15 protein-coding genes are annotated in these 20,010 nt (G+C 66.1%); 9 read left to right on the forward strand and 6 right to left on the reverse strand.

The window, feature by feature from the left end:
• Positions 1–74: 74 nt before the first annotated feature.
• The 3 genes from ACNA0R_RS23895 to acnB form a co-directional block, all read right to left on the reverse strand.
• Positions 75–962, reverse strand: coding sequence for a LysR family transcriptional regulator (locus ACNA0R_RS23895; RefSeq protein ID WP_415828561.1), 888 nt, complete (start codon positions 960–962; stop codon positions 75–77).
• A gap of 82 nt (positions 963–1,044) precedes the next feature.
• A complete protein-coding gene (locus ACNA0R_RS23900; RefSeq protein ID WP_415828562.1) occupies positions 1,045–3,252 on the reverse strand; it encodes a TonB-dependent receptor in 2,208 nt (735 codons plus the stop codon).
• A gap of 375 nt (positions 3,253–3,627) precedes the next feature.
• Positions 3,628–6,213, reverse strand: a complete 2,586-nt coding sequence (gene acnB, locus ACNA0R_RS23905) for a bifunctional aconitate hydratase 2/2-methylisocitrate dehydratase (protein ID WP_415828563.1) — start codon at positions 6,211–6,213, stop codon at positions 3,628–3,630.
• Between the two features lie 372 nt (positions 6,214–6,585).
• On the opposite strand from acnB, the gene ACNA0R_RS23910 reads away from it, so the two are divergent.
• Both ACNA0R_RS23910 and ACNA0R_RS23915 read left to right on the forward strand, forming a co-directional pair.
• Positions 6,586–7,602 carry an NADP-dependent oxidoreductase gene (locus ACNA0R_RS23910; protein ID WP_415828564.1) on the forward strand — a complete coding sequence of 339 codons (1,017 nt, stop codon included), beginning with the start codon at positions 6,586–6,588 and terminating at the stop codon, positions 7,600–7,602.
• Between the two features lie 58 nt (positions 7,603–7,660).
• Complete coding sequence (locus ACNA0R_RS23915; RefSeq protein ID WP_415828578.1) at positions 7,661–8,251, forward strand: transglycosylase SLT domain-containing protein; 591 nt, start codon at positions 7,661–7,663, stop codon at positions 8,249–8,251.
• A 51-nt stretch (positions 8,252–8,302) separates the two neighbouring features.
• Here the strand turns inward: ACNA0R_RS23915 and ACNA0R_RS23920 are convergent, their stop codons facing one another.
• Positions 8,303–10,846 carry a DUF3772 domain-containing protein gene (locus tag ACNA0R_RS23920; protein ID WP_415828579.1) on the reverse strand — a complete coding sequence of 848 codons (2,544 nt, stop codon included), beginning with the start codon at positions 10,844–10,846 and terminating at the stop codon, positions 8,303–8,305.
• A gap of 225 nt (positions 10,847–11,071) precedes the next feature.
• Between ACNA0R_RS23920 and ACNA0R_RS23925 the strand changes: the two genes are divergently transcribed.
• The 6 genes from ACNA0R_RS23925 (at position 11,072) to ACNA0R_RS23950 (ending at position 17,376) form a co-directional block, all read left to right on the forward strand.
• Positions 11,072–12,133: an ABC transporter substrate-binding protein gene (locus ACNA0R_RS23925; protein ID WP_415828565.1), complete on the forward strand. Its 1,062-nt coding sequence runs from the start codon at positions 11,072–11,074 to the stop codon at positions 12,131–12,133.
• A 64-nt stretch (positions 12,134–12,197) separates the two neighbouring features.
• Positions 12,198–13,592, forward strand: coding sequence for a hypothetical protein (locus ACNA0R_RS23930; protein ID WP_415828566.1), 1,395 nt, complete (start codon positions 12,198–12,200; stop codon positions 13,590–13,592).
• A 20-nt stretch (positions 13,593–13,612) separates the two neighbouring features.
• A complete protein-coding gene (locus ACNA0R_RS23935; RefSeq protein ID WP_415828567.1) occupies positions 13,613–14,764 on the forward strand; it encodes an ABC transporter ATP-binding protein in 1,152 nt (383 codons plus the stop codon).
• Complete coding sequence (locus ACNA0R_RS23940; RefSeq protein WP_415828568.1) at positions 14,761–15,678, forward strand: ABC transporter permease; 918 nt, start codon at positions 14,761–14,763, stop codon at positions 15,676–15,678. The genes ACNA0R_RS23935 and ACNA0R_RS23940 overlap by 4 nt, the downstream gene beginning before the upstream one ends.
• On the forward strand, positions 15,675–16,613 hold the full coding sequence (locus ACNA0R_RS23945; protein ID WP_415828569.1) for an ABC transporter permease: 939 nt from the start codon (positions 15,675–15,677) through the stop codon (positions 16,611–16,613). The genes ACNA0R_RS23940 and ACNA0R_RS23945 overlap by 4 nt, the downstream gene beginning before the upstream one ends.
• 52 nt (positions 16,614–16,665) lie before the next feature.
• Positions 16,666–17,376 (forward strand): glutathione S-transferase, encoded by a 711-nt coding sequence (locus ACNA0R_RS23950; RefSeq protein WP_415828570.1) that lies wholly within the window; start codon positions 16,666–16,668, stop codon positions 17,374–17,376.
• On the opposite strand, the gene ACNA0R_RS23955 is transcribed toward ACNA0R_RS23950, so the two are convergent.
• Positions 17,352–18,302, reverse strand: coding sequence for a LysR substrate-binding domain-containing protein (locus ACNA0R_RS23955; RefSeq protein WP_415828571.1), 951 nt, complete (start codon positions 18,300–18,302; stop codon positions 17,352–17,354). The two genes, ACNA0R_RS23950 and ACNA0R_RS23955, sit on opposite strands and share 25 nt — an antisense overlap.
• Before the next feature lie 443 nt (positions 18,303–18,745).
• Between ACNA0R_RS23955 and ACNA0R_RS23960 the strand changes: the two genes are divergently transcribed.
• Positions 18,746–19,015, forward strand: coding sequence for a hypothetical protein (locus ACNA0R_RS23960; RefSeq protein WP_415828572.1), 270 nt, complete (start codon positions 18,746–18,748; stop codon positions 19,013–19,015).
• Positions 19,016–19,101: 86 nt separating this feature from the next.
• On the opposite strand, the gene ACNA0R_RS23965 is transcribed toward ACNA0R_RS23960, so the two are convergent.
• On the reverse strand, positions 19,102–19,668 hold the full coding sequence (locus tag ACNA0R_RS23965) for a carboxymuconolactone decarboxylase family protein (protein WP_415828573.1): 567 nt from the start codon (positions 19,666–19,668) through the stop codon (positions 19,102–19,104).
• Positions 19,669–20,010: the final 342 nt, after the last annotated feature.

Consider the following 20,010-nt stretch of genomic DNA (forward strand, 5'->3'; position numbering starts at 1 on the left):
GGCTGAGCTGCCCGCGCCGTCAAACCGCCGTCAAATGGCCATCACCCTGTCGTGAAACTGTCGTGAATCCGCCGTCAAACTGCCTTCACCAGGAAATCGAAGAGATCCCCGGCCGCCATGCGCATGTGGGCGCGGTCGCGGGCGCAGACGTAGAACTGCCGCTTCGCCCAGTCGTCCAGGAGCGGCACTTTGACCAGGCCCAGCAGGCCCAGGTAGGTGTCCGCGATGGGCTCCGGCATGACGGCGATGCCCAGGCCTTCGCGCACCATGCGGCAGCGGGCCTCGTAGTTGGCCACCTGGATCTTGACGTTCAAAGGCCCGGTCAGCGTCGGCCCGACGAGCTCCATGAAGGCCTCGAAGGAATGGCGGGGGAAGTAGCCCAGGAAGTCGTATTCGCGCGCCTGGTCCAGGTGCAGGGCCGGTGCGTCGGCCAGCGCATGGCCGCGCGGCACCACCAGCACCACATGGTCGCTGCGATAGGGAAAGGAGACCACCCCAGGCGCGGCGCCGGCGGCGTGGTAGATGCCGATGTCCACTTCCTGGTCGGACACCATGCGTGGAATATCGCCGCTATAGGCTTCGACCAGGTCCAGGCGGGACTTCGGGCTGATGGCCTGGAAGCCGCGGATGTCGGCGGGCAGGAACTCGATGATGGCCGAACGGTTCGCCGCCAGCCGTATCTTGGGGATGCCGTCCGGCGAGAACTCCTCGCACAATCCTTCCAGCGTGCGCACGCTGGTCAGGATGGCCTTGGCCTTGTGATACAGCGCGGCGCCGGCCGGCGTGGGTTCGACGCCGCGGTTATGGCGCACCAGCAGGGCGGTGCCGATCTGGCGTTCCAGTTCCGCGATGCGCTTGCTGGCGGCGGAGGTCACCAGATGCTCGCGCTCGCCCGCCTTGGCCAGGCTGCGCTCTTCGACGGCGGCCACCAGCATCTGCAGGGCGGATAGGTCTATCTTCATTGCCGTGGCGGCCCGCGGGCATGACGCGGGCCCAGGTTTTCCATGGGCCCGAGTGTACCCGGGACGCCCGGCTCGCCACGGCTTAAAAGTCCACCGCCACGGACAGCTTGACGGTGCGCGGATCGCCCTGGATCAGATAGCCGCCATTGGCGGACGTCCAATAACGCTTGTTCGTGACGTTATCCACGCCCAGGCGCCACACCACATCGTGCCGTTCGATTTTCATGGCATAGCGCGCGCCCAGGTCCAGCGTGGTCCACGGTTTGACCTTCAGGTTGTTCGCCGTATCCAGATACTGCGAACCGGCGCGAGTGACACGGCCCTGCAAGGTCAGCCCGGGCACCCAGGGCAGGTCCCATTCGGCGCTGGCCACCGCCGTATAGTTGGGCACGCCCACCGCCTTATTGTCTTCCGTGGCCGGATTTCCCGTATCGCGTTGCCGGGCGTCGATATAGGTCACCCCGCTGATCAGCCGTACGCCGCGCACCGGTTCGCCATAGACGTTCAGCTCGACGCCGCGGTTGCGTTGTTCGCCGGCCACCGAAAAGAGGTTGGTGAGCGGGTCCGTTACGCCCACGGGCTGCTTGATTTCGAAGAAGGCCAGGTTGGCGCCATACGCGCCCATGTCCAGCTTGGCGCCGATCTCGTTCTGCTTGGACTTCGACGGCGCGAAAACATCACCGCGATTGAGGGCGGTAGCGGGCGCCGACGGGCCCTGCTGCAGCCCTTCGATGTGGTTGTAGTACAGCGACAGCTGTTCCCACGGTTTGACCACCAGCCCATATACCGGCGACGTCGCCGAATCGTCGTAATGACTGGTTTGCGCGCCGGTGTTGTAGCTGTAGCCGCTGACGTCGATCTTCTGATGGCGGGCGCCCGCCGTGACGAAGACGCGATCGTCCAGGAAGGACACCGTATCCGATACCGAAACCCCGGTCATGCGGGTGCGCCCCGTGACGCCCGGCGAGCCAAGATCCCCGCCTCCGCCGGTGGTCGCGGGCTTGGCGACAGTGGGCGTGTCGTAGAGGTCGGTCGGGAATGCGGCCGAGGTCTCGTAGGCCGCGCGCTTCTTCAGATACACGCTGGAGAAGCCCACGTTGACGGCGTGTTTCAGCGGACCGGTGTCGAACTTGCCCCGCACGCCGAACATGGTGCCGACGGTATCCTGGTCATAGACCGAATCCATTCGGCTGGCGGTGCCCGCGCCACTCTCATTCACCCTGAGCGACGAATACGAGCCGTCTTCACGCGCATGGTTGCCGCCCACGGCCGCGTACGCCGTCCACCGGTCGGTCAGGTCGTATTCCGTACGCAGCATGCCGAAGGTGTTCTCGGTCATCGAGTACGTCCACGGCTGCGCGTAATTGCGCCGCGCCGAAGGCGGATCGGGGATGCCGTCGCCGATCACCTGTACCATGGGTCGGCCCTGGTCGGTGCGTTGCTTCTGATAGCCCAGGTCCAATGAAGCTCGGAACCGATCGCCGCGATAGTCCAGGCCGACGGAACCGAAGGTCATGCGCGTGCTGTTATCGTCGATGCCCGTGTCGCCCTCGCGCTGCAAGGCATTGACGCGGATGCCGAACTGGTTGCTGCTGCCCCAGCGGCGCGCGATGTCCGCGCTCGCACCGACTTGCGACGAGGTGCCGTAGTCCAGCGAAATCCGGTTCAAGGGGTCGTCGCCGGCGCGCTTGGGTTCTATGTTGACCATGCCGCCCACGCCCGAGCCGCCCGCCGGGACGCCGTTCAGGAAGGCGCTGGGCCCCTTGAATATCTCGATCCGTTCCGCGCCCTGCGGCGAGATGATCTGCCGCGGCATCACGCCGAACAGCCCGCCGTAGGAAATGTCGTCGCCATAAAGCTGGAAGCCGCGGATGACGTACGACTGCGAGTCGTTGCCATAGCCGCGCGTGACCTGCACCGACGGGTCGTTGCGCAAGACGTCGCCCAGCGTGCGCGCCTGCTGGTCTTCCACCAGTTGCGAGGTAAAGCTGGTCACGCTGAAGGGCACGTTGGCGGCATCCTGTTCACCCAGGATGCCCAGGCGCGCGCCCTTGGCGACCTGGCCGCCCGCATAGGTGGGCGGCAGCACGTCGCCCTCGGTCACGGCGGTGCCGGTGACGGAAACCGGCGCCATGGTGGCGACCGGTGGCGTACCGCTGCCGGCGGCCGCGCCGTTCGAAGACGGGGCCGCGGTCGTTTGCGCCCAGGCGGGCGCCGACAACGTCGCGCTTGCCGCCATGGCGGCGCAAGCCAGCCGCAGATCCAGCCTCAGAGGCTTGTGAGATGGCATGTAAAGATCCCTTGGAGGCTAACCGCGCCGGGCCCCGCGTGGCCCGACGCTTGAATGGGGTACATGCACGTATAGGCATGCGGAACTTTCTTCGCAAACGTAACTGTTTAAACAAATGCGAAGCGTTCGCATTATCAATAATTAATGCTCTTAATGCAACGTTCCATGTCGAGCGATAGGGGGTGATGGCGGCAACGCTGCATCGCCGGCGCCGCCACCGGCGGCACGTCATCTCATCCGTTTGCTTGGCCGCGCGTAGTCATGACGGCAAGAAACAGGTGCTGCCAGACCGGGGACGCCGCGGAGCCGGCTTCGCCGGTCCGCGTGCGTCGCCCCCTTGAGGGGGAAGCGCGTAGCGCTTCGGGGGTGGGCTTCCTACACCTCCACCGCGTCGGCCACGTCCTTATAGTCTTCGATCTTGTCGAAGTTCAGGTACTGGTAGATCTTGTCGCCGTTGTCATTCACGACGCCGATGTCGGCCATGTACTCCTCGCGGGTCGGGATGCGGCCCAGCTTGGAGCAGATGGCGGCCAGTTCCGCCGACCCCAGATACACGTTGGTGTTCTTGCCCAGACGGTTGGGGAAGTTGCGGGTGCTGGTCGACATCACGGTCGCGCCTTCGCGTACCTGCGCCTGGTTGCCCATGCACAGCGAGCAGCCCGGCATTTCGGTGCGCGCGCCGGCCGCGCCGAAGGTGCCATAGTGGCCTTCTTCGGTCAGCTGGCGGGCGTCCATCTTGGTCGGCGGCGCGACCCACAGCTTGACCGGGATATCGCGCTTGCCTTCCAGCAGCTTGGACGCCGCGCGGAAATGGCCGATATTGGTCATGCAGCTGCCGATGAACACTTCGTCGATCTTGGCGCCGGCGACGTCGGACAGCGGCTTCACGTCGTCAGGGTCGTTGGGGCAGGCGACGATGGGTTCCTTGATGTCGGCCAGGTCGATCTCGATGACGGCGGCGTATTCGGCGTTGGCGTCCGGCTCCAGCAACTGCGGGTTGGCCAGCCACGCTTCCATCGCCTGGATGCGGCGGCGGATCGAGCGCTCATCTTCATAGCCGTTGGCGATCAGCCATTTCAGCATGACGATATTGCTGTTGATGTACTCGATGATCGGCTCTTTGTTCAGGCGCACCGTGCAGGCCGCGGCGGAACGCTCGGCCGACGCGTCGGACAGTTCGAATGCCTGTTCGCACTTCAGGTCGGGCAGGCCTTCGATTTCCAGGATGCGGCCGGAGAACACGTTCTTCTTGTTCTGCTTTTCGACCGTCAGCAGGCCCTGCTTGATGGCGTACAGCGGGATGGCGTTGACCAGGTCGCGCAGCGTCACGCCGGGCTGCATCTTGCCCTTGAAGCGCACCAGCACCGATTCCGGCATGTCCAGCGGCATCACGCCCGTGGCGGCCGCGAAGGCCACCAGGCCCGAGCCGGCGGGGAAGGAAATGCCGATGGGGAAGCGGGTGTGCGAATCGCCGCCGGTGCCGACGGTATCCGGCAGCAGCATGCGGTTCAGCCACGAATGGATCACGCCGTCGCCCGGCTTCAGCGAGATGCCGCCGCGGGTGCTCATGAACTGCGGCAGCGTGTGGTGCGTCTTGACGTCCACGGGCTTGGGATAGGCGGCGGTGTGGCAGAAGGACTGCATCACCAGGTCGGCCGAAAAGCCCAGGCAGGCCAGATCTTTCAGCTCGTCGCGGGTCATGGTGCCGGTGGTGTCCTGGCTGCCCACGGCCGACATGCGTGGCTCGCAGTAGGTGCCGGGACGCACGCCCTTGCCTTCGGGCAGGCCGCAGGCGCGGCCGACGATTTTCTGCGCCAGGGTATAGCCCTTGCCGGTGTCGGCGGGGCTGACGGGCAGACGGAATAGGGTGGAAGGCGGCAGGCCCAGGGCTTCGCGCGCCTTGGCCGTCAGGCCGCGGCCGATGATCAGCGGAATGCGGCCGCCGGCGCGAACTTCGTCGAACAGCACGTCCGACTTGACCTGGAATTCGGCGATGACCTTGCCGTCCTTCAGGGCCTTGCCTTCGTAAGGACGCAGTTCGACGACGTCGCCCATGTTCATCTGCGACACGTCCACCTCGATGGGCAGGGCGCCGGCGTCTTCCATGGTGTTGTAGAAGATGGGGGCAATCTTGCTGCCCAGGCAAACGCCGCCGAAGCGCTTGTTGGGAACGAAGGGAATGTCTTCGCCGGTGAACCACAGCACGGAGTTGGTCGCCGACTTGCGCGACGAGCCGGTGCCGACCACGTCGCCCACGTAGGCGACCAGGTGGCCCTTTTCTTTCAGCTGGTTCAGGAATTTGATCGGGCCGACCTTGCCCGGCTCGTCCGGCTCGATGCCGGGACGGGCGTTCTTCAGCATCGCTTGCGCGTGCAGCGGAATATCGGGGCGGCTCCAGGCGTCCGGCGCGGGCGACAGGTCGTCCGTGTTGGTTTCGCCGGTCACCTTGAACACCGTCACGGTCAGGCTCTTCGGCACTTCGGGACGCGAGGTGAACCATTCGGCGTCGGCCCAGCTTTGCAGCACGGCCTTGGCGTTGGCATTGCCCTTGTCGGCCTTTTCCTTGACGTCATGGAAGGCGTCGAACATCAGCAGGGTGGTCTTCAGGCCATTGGCGGCGATGGTGCCGACCTGGGCGTCGTCCAGCAATTCGATCAGCGCGCTGATGTTGTAGCCGCCCAGCATGGTGCCGAGCAGTTCCGTCGCCTTGGCGCGATCGATCAGCGGACACGATTCCTTGCCCAGGGCCACCGCGGCCAGATAAGAGGCCTTGACCTTGGCGGCATCGTCTACGCCCGCGGGTACGCGGTGGGTGATCAGGTCCAGCAGGAAGGCTTCCTCGCCGGCGGGCGGCGCCTTCAGCAATTCAATCAGGTCGGCGGTTTGCTGGGCCGACAGGGGGAGCGGGGGGACGCCCAGTGCCGCGCGTTCGGCGACGTGTTGGCGATAGGTAGCAAGCATGGAATGCCCTGGTCGTGGTTGGGGGAATGTCGGTCGCGATTGTAGTAGCGGCGGCGGCGGCGGGCAAGGGGTCTTATATCTTATATAAGAGTAACGCGGCCACGCCGCAACGCCGGTCCGCGCGACGCCGCCGTCTCCGCCGCGCCGGTGTCCCTGTCTGCTGCCCCGCGGCGCCGCGGTCGCGCCCAGCCGCGGCGGCGGCGCGGGCCAGCCAGTGACAGCCCCGCGGCCAGCGGCCGACGCCGCTACCCGCGGCAGTCGCCCGTGGACCATCCCGACCCCGGCCGGTGTTTAATACGGGGTTCCGGCCCGTTTTTCGGCCGGCGCGGTGACGGCGCGGCGCCGTCGCCGCCGACCAGCGAGGTATCCGTCATGTCCGTCTCCTCCTGCACCCAGATCGTGCTGGCCGCGCGCCCGCAAGGCGCCGTGCGCGCCAGCGACTTCCGCATCGAAACCACGGCGCTGCCCGCGCCGGCGGACGGTGAAATCCAGCTGCAGGTGCGTTACCTGTCCCTGGATCCCTACATGCGCGGGCGGATGGACGAACGCAAGTCATACGCGCCACCCGTCGCCCTGGGCAGCCCGATGGAAGGCGAGTCGGTGGGACAGGTCATCGCCAGCCGGCACCCCGATTACGCCGTTGGCGATATCGTGCTCGCGCGCACGGGCTGGCGCAGCCATGCCAATGTGCCGGCGCACGGCAAGCGCAAGCTGGACCCCGCGCTCGCGCCCATCACCACCGGCCTGGGAGTGCTGGGCATGCCGGGCTTTACCGCTTATAGCGGACTGCGCTTTATCGGCCAGCCCAAGGCCGGCGAAACCCTGGTGGTCGCGGCCGCCAGCGGACCGGTCGGCTCGCTGGTTGGACAATTGGCCCAGATCCAGGGCGCGCGCGCCATAGGCATCGCGGGCGGTCCGGACAAGTGCGCATACGTCAAGGATGAATTGGGCTTCGACGCCGTGGTCGATCATCGCGATCCGGATTTTCCCGCGCGCCTGGCGCGGGCCTGCCCCGATGGCGTGGACGTGTATTTCGAGAACGTCGGCGGCGCGGTATGGCAGGCCGTGCTGCCCTTGTTGAACAAGTACGCCCGAGTGCCGGTCTGCGGCCTGATCGCCGACTATGACGGCGCGGTCTCGGACGGGCCGAACCGGCTGCCCGCCACCATGCGAGAAGTGCTTTCGCGCAGCCTGACGCTGCGCGGCTTCATCAATACCGAGTTCGCGGAGCACTATCCCGATTTCCTGCGCGAAGTGGGGCAGGCCGTGGCCAGCGGCCGCATCCGCTATCGCGAGGACATCGTCGATGGCCTGGAGAACGCGCCGCGCGCGTTCATGGGCATGCTGAAAGGCGCGAACTTCGGGAAGCTGCTGGTTCGTGTTTCCTGATCACCGTGGCCGGCGTGGCGCCGGATCGTTACGCCTGGGCGCCCTGCGCCGCGCCGCCTTGCTGGCGGCGCTTTCCTCTTTCCTGGGGCTGGCCGGCTGCGCCAGTTCGCCGCCGCGCAACCCGGACGACATCTGTGCGATCTTCCGCGAGAAGGACGACTGGTACGAAGCCGCCCTGGACGTGCAGAAAAAATGGGGCGTGCCGGTGCAGGTGCCCTTCGCCATCCTGTTCCAGGAATCCGGCTTCCGCTACGACGCCAAGCCGCCGCGCGACTATCTGCTGGGCTTCATTCCCTGGGGACGCGTCAGTTCGGCATACGGCTACGCGCAGGCCAAGGACGAAACCTGGAGCGACTACGTCAGCCAGAACAATCGCTGGTTCGCCAGCCGCGACGACTTCGACGACGCCATGGATTTCATGGGCTGGTACATCGACAAAACCCAGAAGCTCAATGGCGTGTCGAAGTGGGACGCCTATGGCCAGTACCTGGCGTATCACGAAGGCTGGGGCGGGTATCGCGCCAAAAGCTACAACCGCAAACCCTGGCTGATCGGCGTCGCCCGCAAGGTGCAGGCGCGCGCCGACCGTTTCCGCCAGCAATATGCCGGCTGCAAGGACGACCTGGGCTCGGGCTTCTGGCCGTTCTAGCTCGTCGACGCGCGCTCCGGCGGCGCCTTCGCCGCCGGGTTGGTCCAACCCCTAAGCATCCCCTTGTCCCGGCGCCGGGGCGGGACGTGGTTGTTCGACCGCCGAGATTCCCGGCAGCAGCGGCGCGGCGGGGGCGCTGACCAGCATGGTCGGCGGCTTGCCCAGGCCGATGTTGGCCGCGGCCAGCCGCTGCAGCACCTCGAATAGCAGCGCGCTGCGGGTCCCGTAGGCCTGGCGCGGCGAACCGACGTAGCCGGTGGCATTGAACACCAGATTGCCGGCATCGATGCCGTCCAGGAACACATTGGGCGCGGGCGACTCCAGCACGTCTTCGTGATCGATGAAGGCGGAAAGAATAATCTCCCGGGCCTTGGCCGCATCCGTGCTCAAGGGCATGGGCAGCTTGATCTGCACCAGTCCCAGCGGATTGGCATGGGTCACGTTGCGCACGGTCTTGGTGATGAACTCCGAATTCGGCACGATCACCGTGGAGCGGTCGCCCATCTGGATTTCCGTGGCCCGCACATTGATGCGCCGGATGTCGCCCTCGACGCCGCCCAGCGATACCCAGTCGCCCACCTTGACCGGCCGCTCGGCCAGCAGGATCAGCCCCGACACGAAGTTCTGCACTACCGCCTGCAGGCCGAAACCGATACCCACCGACAGGGCGCTGGCGACCCAGGCCACGCGCTCCAGCCCGATGCCCACCGCCGACAGGGCCAGGCCCACCGCCACCACGACGCCCACGTACCCGAACAAGGTCGTGGCCGACGTCTGCATGCCGGGATCCAGTGTGGTCGTCGGCAGATAGCGGGTGAGCAGCCAGCGCTTCAGGATGCGCACCGCCAGCAGGCTGACCGCCAACACGATAAGGCCTTGCACCAGCGCGGCCGGGCGCAACTGCACCTGGCCGATGGCCAGGCCGTTCAACAGTTGTTCCGCGCGCTGCAGCAACTCGACAGGACCTTCGGCGAATTGGCCCAGCACCATCACGAACGCCACCAGGCCGATCAGCACGCGCGCGACGCCGGACAGCACCACTGCGGCCTGGTCCCGTATGCGGGGCTCCTGGCCGCGCTCGTGTGCATCGCCGTCGCGCCGCGAAGCGCCGAGCACCGACATGAAGAAGTCATCGACCAGCACCGTCAGAAGATACGAGGAGCTGAGCACGATCAGCGTCCAGATCACCTGCTTGGCGGCGAAGTTGCCGAACGCCACGTAGCCGGTCAGCACGGCGATCAGCGCGATGGCGATCATCAGCCACACCACGCTTACCGTGATCAGCAGCCACAGGTGGCGGGGCGGCGCCTGGCCTGTTTCCGGATTGTGCAGGGCCTTGCGGCGCGCCCGTTCCAGTTTCACCAGGCCCGCGACCACGACCGCGATCAACAGGAAGGTCACCAGGCAGTTGACCGCGATGGTGGTGCTCAGGCTGGCGTTCAGCGAGACGGGCAGGCGGTCCAACAGCCAGACCACGACGATCAAGGGTCCCAGCGTATGCGGGAACCAGCGCATTTTCCCGGCGATGCGGTCCGGGATGTCCGGCAGCCGCCACGACGGCCGCGAGGGCGACAGCAGCGCCAGGCCCAGGCCGGTCACATAGCCGCCCAGGCACAGGATCCCGGCGAAGCCGGACACCAGCGTCTGCGTGGCATCCGGCAATTGCCCCTGCCAGTCCAGCCCGATATACAGAAGCTGGCCGATCAGGCCCGGCGCCAGGCTGGCCGCGATGACGACAACCAGCGCGTGGAACGAGCGCCGCAGTCGTCCCGCCGGCACGCGCGACGCGGTGAAGGTGCGCATCACCCGCGCCGCCACCACCGTCAGGGCGACGATGACGCCGGCCAGCAGCACCAGGATGGTCCACACCCATCCCGGCGTGCCGCTCAGCGCGGCGGCGAGTTCATCGCGCAGGCTGGCCAGGCGGCTCAGGTCGCGCGGCAGGTCGTCCTTGAGATCGTCGCGGAACTGCGCGCCCAGGATCGATGGCCGCCGTTCGCCCAGCCGTGCCTGGAATTGCGAACGCCGCATGGTGGATACCATTTCGGCCGTCTGTACCCCTTCCACGGATAGCAGCCGCGCCAATTTGATCTGCGCATCCAGCGTAGAGCGGCTTTTTTCCAGATCGGCTCGCTGGGCGGCGATGTCGCGCGCTTCCTTGCCCGTATCGACCGCCGGGCCGAGCTCGGTCAGGCGGGCCTGGACCGACGTCAGGACGGGCCCCAGCTTGTCGGCGATCGCGTCGGCCTTGGACTGGATCTCCAGCGCGGCGGCCCGGCGCCGCAGCAGCTCGGCATCGTCCGTCTGCTCCGACAGGTTCTTGCGCAGCGCCTCCATCTCCTTGCGCGCGGCGTCCAGGGACTTGTCGATTTCCTGCTGCGGAGCCGCCGCCTGGGCCTGGGCCCGGCCGGGGCTCAGGGACAGGGGCAACGCCAGGCATACGGCCAGGATCAAGGCCGCGAACGGCGTGGTCCGCAGGCGTAGCAAAAAAAGGGAAAGGAGTCGGATGGCGCGCGTGCGGGCCGTGGCGCGCGGCGCTTGGCCCCGGACCGGGAAAGGGCGCGCGGCGGATGATGGGAGAGCGGGAAAACGCATCGGGGTCATGCAGGTTCGGGACGCGGGAGCATACCGCGCGGCAGGGACCATGGCTGCAACAAATTATGCAGGGGACGCGGATGCGTGTTCAGGGTTTCCCCGCCTCATGGAATAAATATATTTAGGATATTGTCCAGAGTTTGTATCGTGATACAGACCTGCGGCGGCATGGGCCGGCGCGCGCCTTATCGCGCCATGCCATGACTCCATAAAAGGGGAAGCGCCATGCAGCGCCGCGAATTTCTGAAGAAGTCGGCCGTCACGGCCATCGGTCTGTCCGCCGCGGGCCGGCTGCCGCTGGCGGCGGCGCAGTCCTCCGGTACGCTGGCGATGATGACCTGGGGCGGACTGTGGGGCAACGGCATGGCGCAATACGTCGACGCGCCTTTCGCCAAGCAGACCGGCTACGCCATCACCCAGGATAGGGGCCCCACGCCCGTCGAGCGCGTGACCAAGCTGAAGATCAACTTGTCCAGCCAGCCGTACGACCTGGTGCAGCTCCATGACGGCGTGGTGCCGTTGGCGGAATCCCAGGGCGTGCTGGAAACGCTGGACCCGGCCTCGCCCAACCTGGGATTCCTGAAGGATATTCCGGACCGCTTCAAGCGTCCGGGCTGGGTCGCGATGATTTATTCCGCGCTGGGCATCGTCTACAACCCCAAGGAAGTGAAGAACCCGCCGCGCAGCTACGCGGATTTGTGGCGTCCGGAGTTCCAGGGCCGCATCGTGCTGCCGGAGATCACGCACTCCATCGGCCCTTACATCATCCCGATCGGCGCGATGGCGGCGGGCAAGGATCCCAAGGACGAAAAAGCCGGCTTCGATATGCTGCGCAAGATGGTCAAGCTGGATCCGATCTGGGCGAAGGACACCGATACCATCATGAGTTCGCTGCAGACCGGCGAAGCCGTCGTGGGGCTGCTCTATAAGTCGCAAACCTATACCGTGCGCGAAAAAGGCGGCCAGGCGGAATGGGTGTTCCCCGGCGAGGGCGCGATTTCCTATCTGGCCGGCACCGGCATCGCCAAGGGCACCAAGCACAAGGCGTTGGCGGAGCAATACATCAATATGACGCTGAATCCGGAATACCAGGCCTGGGTGGCGAAGGTCTTCAACTATGCCGGTTCCAATCCGGCGATGCTCAAGCTGCTGCCCGCCGACCTGCAGCAGCGGGTGCAGTTTTCCGATGCCGAGGTCGCGCGCATCATCGACCTGGACCAGGCTTTCATCTCGGGGCGGCGCGCGGAATGGACGGATCAGTGGAATCGCATCGTCAGCGGCGCGTAGATCGTCGTCCCGGGTCGCGTACGGCGCGCGGCCGCTTGCAGTTCTGACAGGTTCCGGGGTATCCATGTCCAGGCTTTCGTGGGCGCCGCGCGCCGACGCCTTGAGTACCGCCGTGCTGGCGCATCGCGCCGCGGCGCACGGCCATGCCATCCGCGTGACTTCCGACGGCTATGCCGGCCCGGCGAGTCTCGCCGCGGCGGCCCGCGCCCTGGGACTCCAGGCCGCCTCCCTGCCGGCCGCGCAGGCCGATGCCGGCAAGTCCATCATGCCGCCCCGCATCGTGTTGTACTGCGGCGCGGCCATTGGCTATCCCTACTATGCGTACTACTCGCATTGCCTGTGGAGCCTGGGCCTGCCGTACCGGCGCGCGAGCGCGGCCGACATCGCCGGCGGCATTCTGGACGGCGCCGATCTTCTCATCCTGCCCGGCGGCTTCGCCACCTGGGGGCTGGACCGCGCGGAAAACGCGGAGGGTGTCGACGACGCGATACGCGCCTTCCTGGCGCGCGGCGGCGCGGGCATCGGCTCTTGCGGCGGCGCCTATTATTTTTCGCAGGGGCGTCCGCATTGGCTCGGCCTGCTCGACGCCAAGCCCCGCTATACGCATGAATACCTGTATACCGGCGCGGGCCTCTTGAACGTGCGCCTGGACGATCCCGCGCTGCGCCGCGATCTGCCCGAAACGCTGGAGCTGGCGTACTACCATGGCCCGGTCTACGAAAGCGCGCAACGGCGCGCCCGCGCATGCGGCTCATTCGAAAGCCACATCATGTCGACGCGGCTGTTCATCGACAACCCGCTGGATGCCGATCGCTTCGGCGCCATCATGCAGGATCGCGTGGCCGTGTTGGCGGGCGATGCGCCGGGGGGACGGGTCGTCGGATTCTCGCCGCATCCGGAGATGGGCGAATTCCTGCGCAAGGCCATGGCGCTGGACGGCTACGTGCGCAAGTACCTGCCGATCCGCGGCCGCAAGACCATGGACGAAACCCTGCGCTTCTACGCGAAGGAAGATTGCCTGAGCTTCCGCCTGGTGCTCAATGCCGCGTTGATGCTGGGCGCGTTCGACGCCCCCGGGCGCGGCGGCGCCGCGTCCGTGGCGGCATCGCAGGCGCCCCCGCGCCTGGATCTGCAACGGATGAATCAGGCGTGGCGTCCCGCCGTCGATAGCCTTGCCAGCCGGCTCTCGCACGAAGAGCCTGAATTGAGCGACCTCATGGGCGGGATGCTCGACGCGCTGCGCGCCGAATGGGAAAGCCTGGTGGCGGCGGTCCAGGACTGGCCGGACGAGGCGCTGGCCGATGAGCTCGGGTACGTCCTGGAGGATGCCGTCCTGGCCCTGGAGGCACCGCCGCGCCGGGCGGTCGAAATGCTGGTCCTGTTGGAATTGCCCGTGCGCCTGCTGGCCGCCGCGGCGCGTATTGCGCGGGTCGACCGCGTCGTCAAGGAGTCGATGTGAACGTGGAGGGCAGCACGGGAATGGATGAAGCTTCCCTGGATGTGCGCTTCGATGGTGTGGAAAAGCGCTTCGGGGCCGCCGTCGCGCTGCATAGGCTGGACCTCGCCATTGAACGGGGCAGCTTCTTTTCGCTGCTGGGGCCCAGCGGCTGCGGCAAGACCACCACCTTGCGGCTGATCGCCGGCTTCGAACAGCCCAGCCGTGGCGATATCCATATCCGCGGCAGGCGGGTCACGGGCGTGCCCGCGCATAAAAGAAACTTCGGCATGGTGTTCCAGAGTTTCGCGCTCTTCCCGCACCTGACGGTGGCCGAGAACGTCGCATTCGGCTTGAAGATGCGCCGCGTCGACGCGGGCAGTATCGGCCGGCGCGTGGCCGGCGCCCTCGACATGGTCGCGCTCGGCGGCTTCGGCGAGCGGTATCCGAGGCAGTTGTCGGGAGGGCAGCAGCAGCGCGTGGCGCTGGCGCGCGCCATCGTCTTCGAGCCCGACGTGCTGCTCCTGGATGAACCTCTGTCGGCCTTGGACAAGCTGCTGCGCGAGCAAATGCAGGTGGAGCTGCGGCAGCTGCAGCGCCGGCTCGGCACCACCACTGTTTTCGTCACGCATGATCAGGAAGAAGCCCTGACCATGTCGGACCGCGTTGCCGTCATGAAGGACGGCCGGATACAGCAGACGGGCGCGCCGCGCGACATCTATGAACGGCCAGGCACGGAATTCGTCGCCACCTTCCTGGGCGCAAGCAACATTCTGCGCGGGGAAGTCCGCGGCCGCGACGGCGACAAGCTGGTGGTCGGCCTGAGCGGCACCTGCGTGACCGTCGACGCGCCCGCCGCGCTTGGCGGCAGCCATTCCGTCGGCGATTCCGTCAAGCTGGCCTTGCGGCCGGAAAAAGTGCGGCTGGATGCACGCGGGGGCCTGGCCGCGACGCTCAGGGAGGTCGTCTATCGCGGCGCCCAGACGCATTTGTATATGGAGACGGAAGCGGGCTCGGTGGCGGCGCACGTGCCCAATAGCGGCGTCGGCGCCGTCGACCTGGCGCCAGGCTCGGTGGTTCGCCTGGCCTGGGAGGACGCCAGCATCGTCGCGCTCCCGGCGTCGCCGAGCGACCCCGATGAGGACGGTTCCGCGTCCGCCGGCATGCCGGGCTTGCGCGCGGGGAGCCGCGCATGACCCGTGTCATCCAGTCCGCGGGCGTACAGGATCGGCGCGGCGGCGCGGCCGCGCGGCGGCTGTTGCCGCGTACCGGGCTGCTATGGGCGGTCGCGGCGCCGCCGGTGCTGCTGCTTCTGGTCTTCTTCGTGCTGCCCCTGGGCTATCTGCTGTTTGTCAGTCTCATGACGAACTCGCAATCGTCGCTGTACGAGCTGCAGCCCACGCTGCGCAATTATGTGGAAATCGCCACCGATCCCTTCTACCTGCTGATCATCCAGCGCACCCTGCTGGCCACCGGTGTCGTGCTGATCGCCTGCCTGCTGCTGGGCTACCCGGTGGCCCTGTACGCGTCGCGGCTGTCCACGCGCGGGCGCATGATCATGCTGCTGCTGATGATGTTCCCGCTGATGGTCAGCAATGTCGTGCGTGCCTATGGCTGGGTCAGCATACTGGGACGAACGGGGATCGTCAGCGTGACGCTGCGGGAGGCGGGGCTGACGGACCGGCCCATCCAGTTCCTTTATTCTTTCGAGGCCGTGGTAATCGGCTTGTTGACCATCCTGCTGCCCTTCATGGTCGTGTCCATCACCAATTCCCTTACCGCCATCGACCAGCGCTATATGGAAGCCGCGCAGTCCCTGGGCGCCGGTCCCTGGCAAACCTTTTTCCGCGTCACGCTGCCGCTGTCCAGCCCCGGCGTGACCTCGGGCCTGATGCTGGTGACCTTTCTCATGCTCAGCGCCTACGTCACCATCGCGCTGCTCGGTGGTCCGCGATTCAAATTGCTGGTGAGCCTGGTATTCGACAGCGCGGCCACTTTCCGCTGGCCCCGCGCCGCCGCCTTGTCCTTCGTGCTTCTGGCGATCGCACTGGCCATCGCAGCCCTCATCCAGCTCGTAATGCGACCGCAAAGAGTGAGGGGAAGGGCATGAGCGCGCCGGGCCGCCCCAAGCGCGAATCCTCCCTTGGGGAGGAAGTCGCGCAGCGACAGGAGGGCACATCACCTTTCGCGCCGGGCCGCCCCAAGCGCGAATCCTCCCTTGGGGAGGAAGTCGCGCAGCGACAGGACAGTGTGCTGGTGGGCGTTGGCCGCTTCCTGCTGCGCCTGGTGACCGGTATCGCGCTGGTTCTCATACTGGGGCCTATCCTGGTGATCCTGTTGTTCGCATTCAGCTCGGCCGATACGCTGGTGTTTCCCCCGCCCGGCCTGTCCCTGCGCTGGTTCCAGGCTTTCTTCACGATTCCGGAAATGCGACAGGCCTTCGTGCTCAGTCTCTGGCTGGCTTTCGTGTCCGCGACGCTGGCCGGCCTGCTCGGCCTGCTCGCCGCGGTCTATGCATCGCGGCGCCATGGCTGGCTTTCGAACGTCCTGCAGATGCTCTTCATGGCCCCGCTGGTCTTTCCCACCATCATCCTCGGCCTGGCGCTGCTGTTGCTGTATCGCTCGTTGGGCGTATCCATACTGCCCGGGTTACTGATCGCGCACGTGGTGGTCTGCCTGCCTTATGCGTTCCGCACCATCGTCGCCGCGCTGCAGGCCTTCGATACCGCGCTGGAAGAAGCGGGCCAGAGCCTGGGGGCCGGTCCCGTCAAGTCGTTCCTGCTGATCACCGTGCCCATCATCTGGCCCGCGCTACTATCGGGCTGGCTTTTCGCTTTCATCGTTTCCTTCGGCGAACTGAACGCGGCCTTGTTCCTGACCGGACCGGGCATCGTCACGCTGCCCATAGAGATCTTCAGCTATCTTCAGTTCCAGGGCAGCCAGCTGGTCGTCGCGGCCGCGTCCGCCTTGCAGGTGATCATGATCATCGCCATCCTGATACTGGCCGAACGCATCGTTGGCGCCCGGCGTATCGTGCAACGGTAGACGACGGGTACACCGTTTGCTTAACCTGGCCTTTCCCGTGGGAGACGCAACGATGACACCTTACGACCTCTGGTATTGGGACGGTATTCCGGGCCGCGGCGAGTTCGTCCGGCTGGCATTGGAGGCCGGCGGCATTCCATACCGGGATAGGGCGCGGGAACCCGGCGGCGACGAGGCCATCGTCCGCGACATGAAAACCCGCGATCATCACCCGCCTTTCGCGCCACCTTATCTGGTCGGGGAAGGCATATCGGTCGGGCAGACCGCCAACATCCTGCTTTTCCTGGGTGAAAAACATGGCCTGGCGCCGCAGGATCTGGCCGGCCGGCTGTGGGTGCACCAAATCCAGCTCACCATTGCCGATCTGGTCGCGGAAGCCCACGATGTGCATCATCCCATCGCCAACAGTCTGTATTACGAGGATCAAAAGAAAGAGGCGGCCCGCCGCGCCCGGCATTTTCGCGAAGAGCGCATCCCCAAATTCCTGGCCTGGTTCGAACGCGTCCTGGTGCATGAGGGCATGTGGCTGGCGGGCGGCGAAAAGTGGACCTATGCCGATCTCTCGCTATTCCAGCTGATCGACGGCCTGCGCTACGCCTTTCCGAAGCGCATGGCGACCCTGGCGGGCCAGTATCCCAAGGTGCGGCGCTTGTATGAGCGGGTGGCGGCCTTGCCGGAGCTGAAGGACTATCTTTCCAGCGAGCGTCGGTTGCCCTATGGCGATGGGATCTTCCGCCACTATCCGGAACTGGACGCCAGTTGACGCGCATTCTCCCTGGAGCGCGACGCTTCGAGTTCCGCCAGGGAGATCGCCAGCTCGTCATGTATCCAGTCCCGCAGCGCCATCAACGGCGGCCAACCAGACAGGGCTGGCGGATAGACCAGGTGATAGGCGCGCGCGCTTTCATATTCGATTGCGATCGGCGATAACCGTATCAAGTGCCCGTCCCGGAGCGCATCGGCGGCCAGCAGTTCACGCACCACGGCCAACCCCAGCCCTTGCTCCGCCGCCGACAGCAACAGCGTCGCATCGTTGAATACCGCGACCGGGGTGACCCTGCCCCTTACGCCGGCGGCGGCGAACCAGTGTTCCCACAAACCGCTTTCGCCCAGCAGCGGCTCATGCAGATAGTCCTCCGGAGTCGCGCCCGCCAGGCGACGGGCGACGGCCGGGCAGGCGACCGCGATCATTGCCATCGATCCGTCGAACAGGCGCTCGGCGGCGACGCCCGGCCAGCTTCCCAGACCTTGGCGCAAGGCGGCATGGAAACCGTCGCGCTGCAGGTCCGCGACGCGTTGCGAAGTCTCGATTTCCAACGCCAGATCGGGGTGCCGCTGGCGCCAGCGGCCGATGCGCGGCAGCAGCCAGCGTTGCGCGAAGGAAGGCAGCACGCTGATGCGCAGGCGCTGCTCCGTCGTGCCGGCCGCCGCCGCGGCGGCTTGCACGCCTTCATCGAGCAAGGCAAGCGCGCCCTGTACGTTGCGCAGCAAGGCCGCGCCCGCCGCATTCAGCACCACGCGCCGGCCGCGCCGGTCGAAAAGCGCGTGACCCAATCTTGATTCCAGCAAGCGGATCTGCTGGCTGACGGCGCTGTGCGTCAAGTGCAGCGCATCCGCGGCCGCCCGCAGATTCTGCGACTCCGCGACGGCGCGGAAGACGGGCAAGGTGTTCAGGGGCAAGCGGCTCATATCAGCGCTGTCTGGTAAGTATTCCTAACCATTCTGCGCAGGAATCATTGATTCCACGGGCGCGGCTGGTTCGATATTCTAACCAGTATCGCCGCCGCCGGTTTGATCGTTCCTTGCGGCGGCGCTTTGCCGACGAGCATCGGTCACCGCGCCGCGGCCGCTACGACGTAACGATCGTCCCGCCATGATTTGGAGGCTCATTCATGTCACGTTCGTCCGGGTCGGCGTCGGATAAATCTGAAAAAGAGGGCGGAGCACCGACATCGTCCTTGGACTCGCCCGCGGCGAGGAACCGCCAGTTCGAACACGGTGACTCCCAGGCGCCTGTCGCCGAACGCCTTTCAACCGCGTCGGCGTGCTCGCCGCCCCTGGATTCGCCAAGAGGCGAGGGGCGGCGAGAAGGCTCTTGCAAATCCCCATCCTGTTTACATGAGGAGCAATCCATGTCCGACAACGCTACCGCTGTGGCCGCCATATCCTCCGATTCCGTCGAGCGCGGCGGCGCATGGCGCGGTTTATGCGCGTTCTTCGCCGCCCCGTTCGTCGCCCTGTGGGAGAGCTGGTCCACCCCGGATACCTCGCTCAACCTGCGTGAGGTCACCGAAGCCGAGCTTATCGATATGGGTGCTTCCCCCGAAATGCTCGCCGAGGCGGAGGCCCTGCGCGAATTCGAGCAGCACCGCGCCTACGCCATGAGCCTCTATTACTGGTAGTCGACCGGCTCTGCCGGCGATTCGCCAGCGCGCCCGCCAGTAGCCGTCGCCGTGCGGCTCTGGCGGGCGCTTTGTTTTGGACCGCGCTATCCGCCCAACTCGGGTCGCGTATCTTCGGGTGGCCGGATGTCGAAAGCGCCGAGCGTCATGGCGATCAAGGTGTAGTAGCCGGCAATGCTCACCAGGTCGATGACGCCGGATTCGCCCAGCACATGCACGATCCGGTCATAGAGTTCCTGCGGGGTCCTGCGGGTCTCGTGCAGTACGGTCAAAAACTCGTGGACCAGCGCTTCATCCGCATGGGCATATGAAATAGTCGTGCCGTCGCGCAGTGCCGCGATCATTTTCGCGTCCACGCCGGCCTTGATGGCGCGGGGCTTATGGGCCCACCACTCATATTCCGAGCGCCAGTGGCGCGCCATGATCAGGATCGCCCATTCCGACAGCCGGGTCGGCAGGCTGGTTTCATAGCGGCAATATTGGCCGAGCGCCTGCGCATGCTCCGCCATGGCCGGGCGATGCAGCCATACCGCAAGCGGACCGCGTACCTGTCCGCGAGGTCCCGAAGTGATCACGTCGTGGATGCGTTTCTGCTCGGGGCTCATCTGCGCGGGTTCCAATAAAGGAACACGGGGCAAACGGGGGGTGCTCATGCGGGTCTCCAGGGCTGCGCTCGATGCCGATCGGTGACTGTCCCGCCGTACGGGACTGTCATTCCGGCGTCAAAACACGATGGCAGCGGGTGTATCGGATCCACATTGTGGGGGCTGACCCCCTACATCGATCTGAAACGGGCGTCGCTTCGGTCCACGCGGCCACGCACACTCCAAAACGATGTGCTATAGTCGCGCCCCTTCGCTGTCGAGGCGAAGGTGAGAGGCAAGGCGGGGGCCGAGCCGGCAAGCAAATAGATGCGACGCTGATTTGACAGCCCCAAAAAAAGTCTTCATAATCTCGTTTCTCTGCTGCTGACACAGCAACGACGCGAAGCAAGG

This window comes from Bordetella sputigena (assembly GCF_965137885.1).
Classification (GTDB): Bacteria; Pseudomonadota; Gammaproteobacteria; order Burkholderiales; family Burkholderiaceae_B; genus Bordetella_C; species Bordetella_C sputigena.

Excerpts from the sequence above, each read along its gene's own strand:
- ACNA0R_RS23960 (WP_415828572.1), top strand. The coding sequence starts at position 18,746 with ATGTCCGACAACGCTACCGCTGTGGCCGCCATATCCTCCGATTCCGTC.
- ACNA0R_RS23900 (WP_415828562.1), bottom strand. The coding sequence starts at position 3,252 with ATGCCATCTCACAAGCCTCTGAGGCTGGATCTGCGGCTGGCTTGCGCC.
- ACNA0R_RS23965 (WP_415828573.1), bottom strand. The coding sequence starts at position 19,668 with ATGAGCACCCCCCGTTTGCCCCGTGTTCCTTTATTGGAACCCGCGCAG.
- acnB (WP_415828563.1), bottom strand. The coding sequence starts at position 6,213 with ATGCTTGCTACCTATCGCCAACACGTCGCCGAACGCGCGGCACTGGGC.
- ACNA0R_RS23950 (WP_415828570.1), top strand. The coding sequence starts at position 16,666 with ATGACACCTTACGACCTCTGGTATTGGGACGGTATTCCGGGCCGCGGC.
- ACNA0R_RS23955 (WP_415828571.1), bottom strand. The coding sequence starts at position 18,302 with ATGAGCCGCTTGCCCCTGAACACCTTGCCCGTCTTCCGCGCCGTCGCG.
- ACNA0R_RS23935 (WP_415828567.1), top strand. The coding sequence starts at position 13,613 with ATGGATGAAGCTTCCCTGGATGTGCGCTTCGATGGTGTGGAAAAGCGC.
- ACNA0R_RS23945 (WP_415828569.1), top strand. The coding sequence starts at position 15,675 with ATGAGCGCGCCGGGCCGCCCCAAGCGCGAATCCTCCCTTGGGGAGGAA.
- ACNA0R_RS23910 (WP_415828564.1), top strand. The coding sequence starts at position 6,586 with ATGTCCGTCTCCTCCTGCACCCAGATCGTGCTGGCCGCGCGCCCGCAA.
- ACNA0R_RS23930 (WP_415828566.1), top strand. The coding sequence starts at position 12,198 with ATGTCCAGGCTTTCGTGGGCGCCGCGCGCCGACGCCTTGAGTACCGCC.
- ACNA0R_RS23940 (WP_415828568.1), top strand. The coding sequence starts at position 14,761 with ATGACCCGTGTCATCCAGTCCGCGGGCGTACAGGATCGGCGCGGCGGC.
- ACNA0R_RS23920 (WP_415828579.1), bottom strand. The coding sequence starts at position 10,846 with ATGCGTTTTCCCGCTCTCCCATCATCCGCCGCGCGCCCTTTCCCGGTC.
- ACNA0R_RS23895 (WP_415828561.1), bottom strand. The coding sequence starts at position 962 with ATGAAGATAGACCTATCCGCCCTGCAGATGCTGGTGGCCGCCGTCGAA.
- ACNA0R_RS23925 (WP_415828565.1), top strand. The coding sequence starts at position 11,072 with ATGCAGCGCCGCGAATTTCTGAAGAAGTCGGCCGTCACGGCCATCGGT.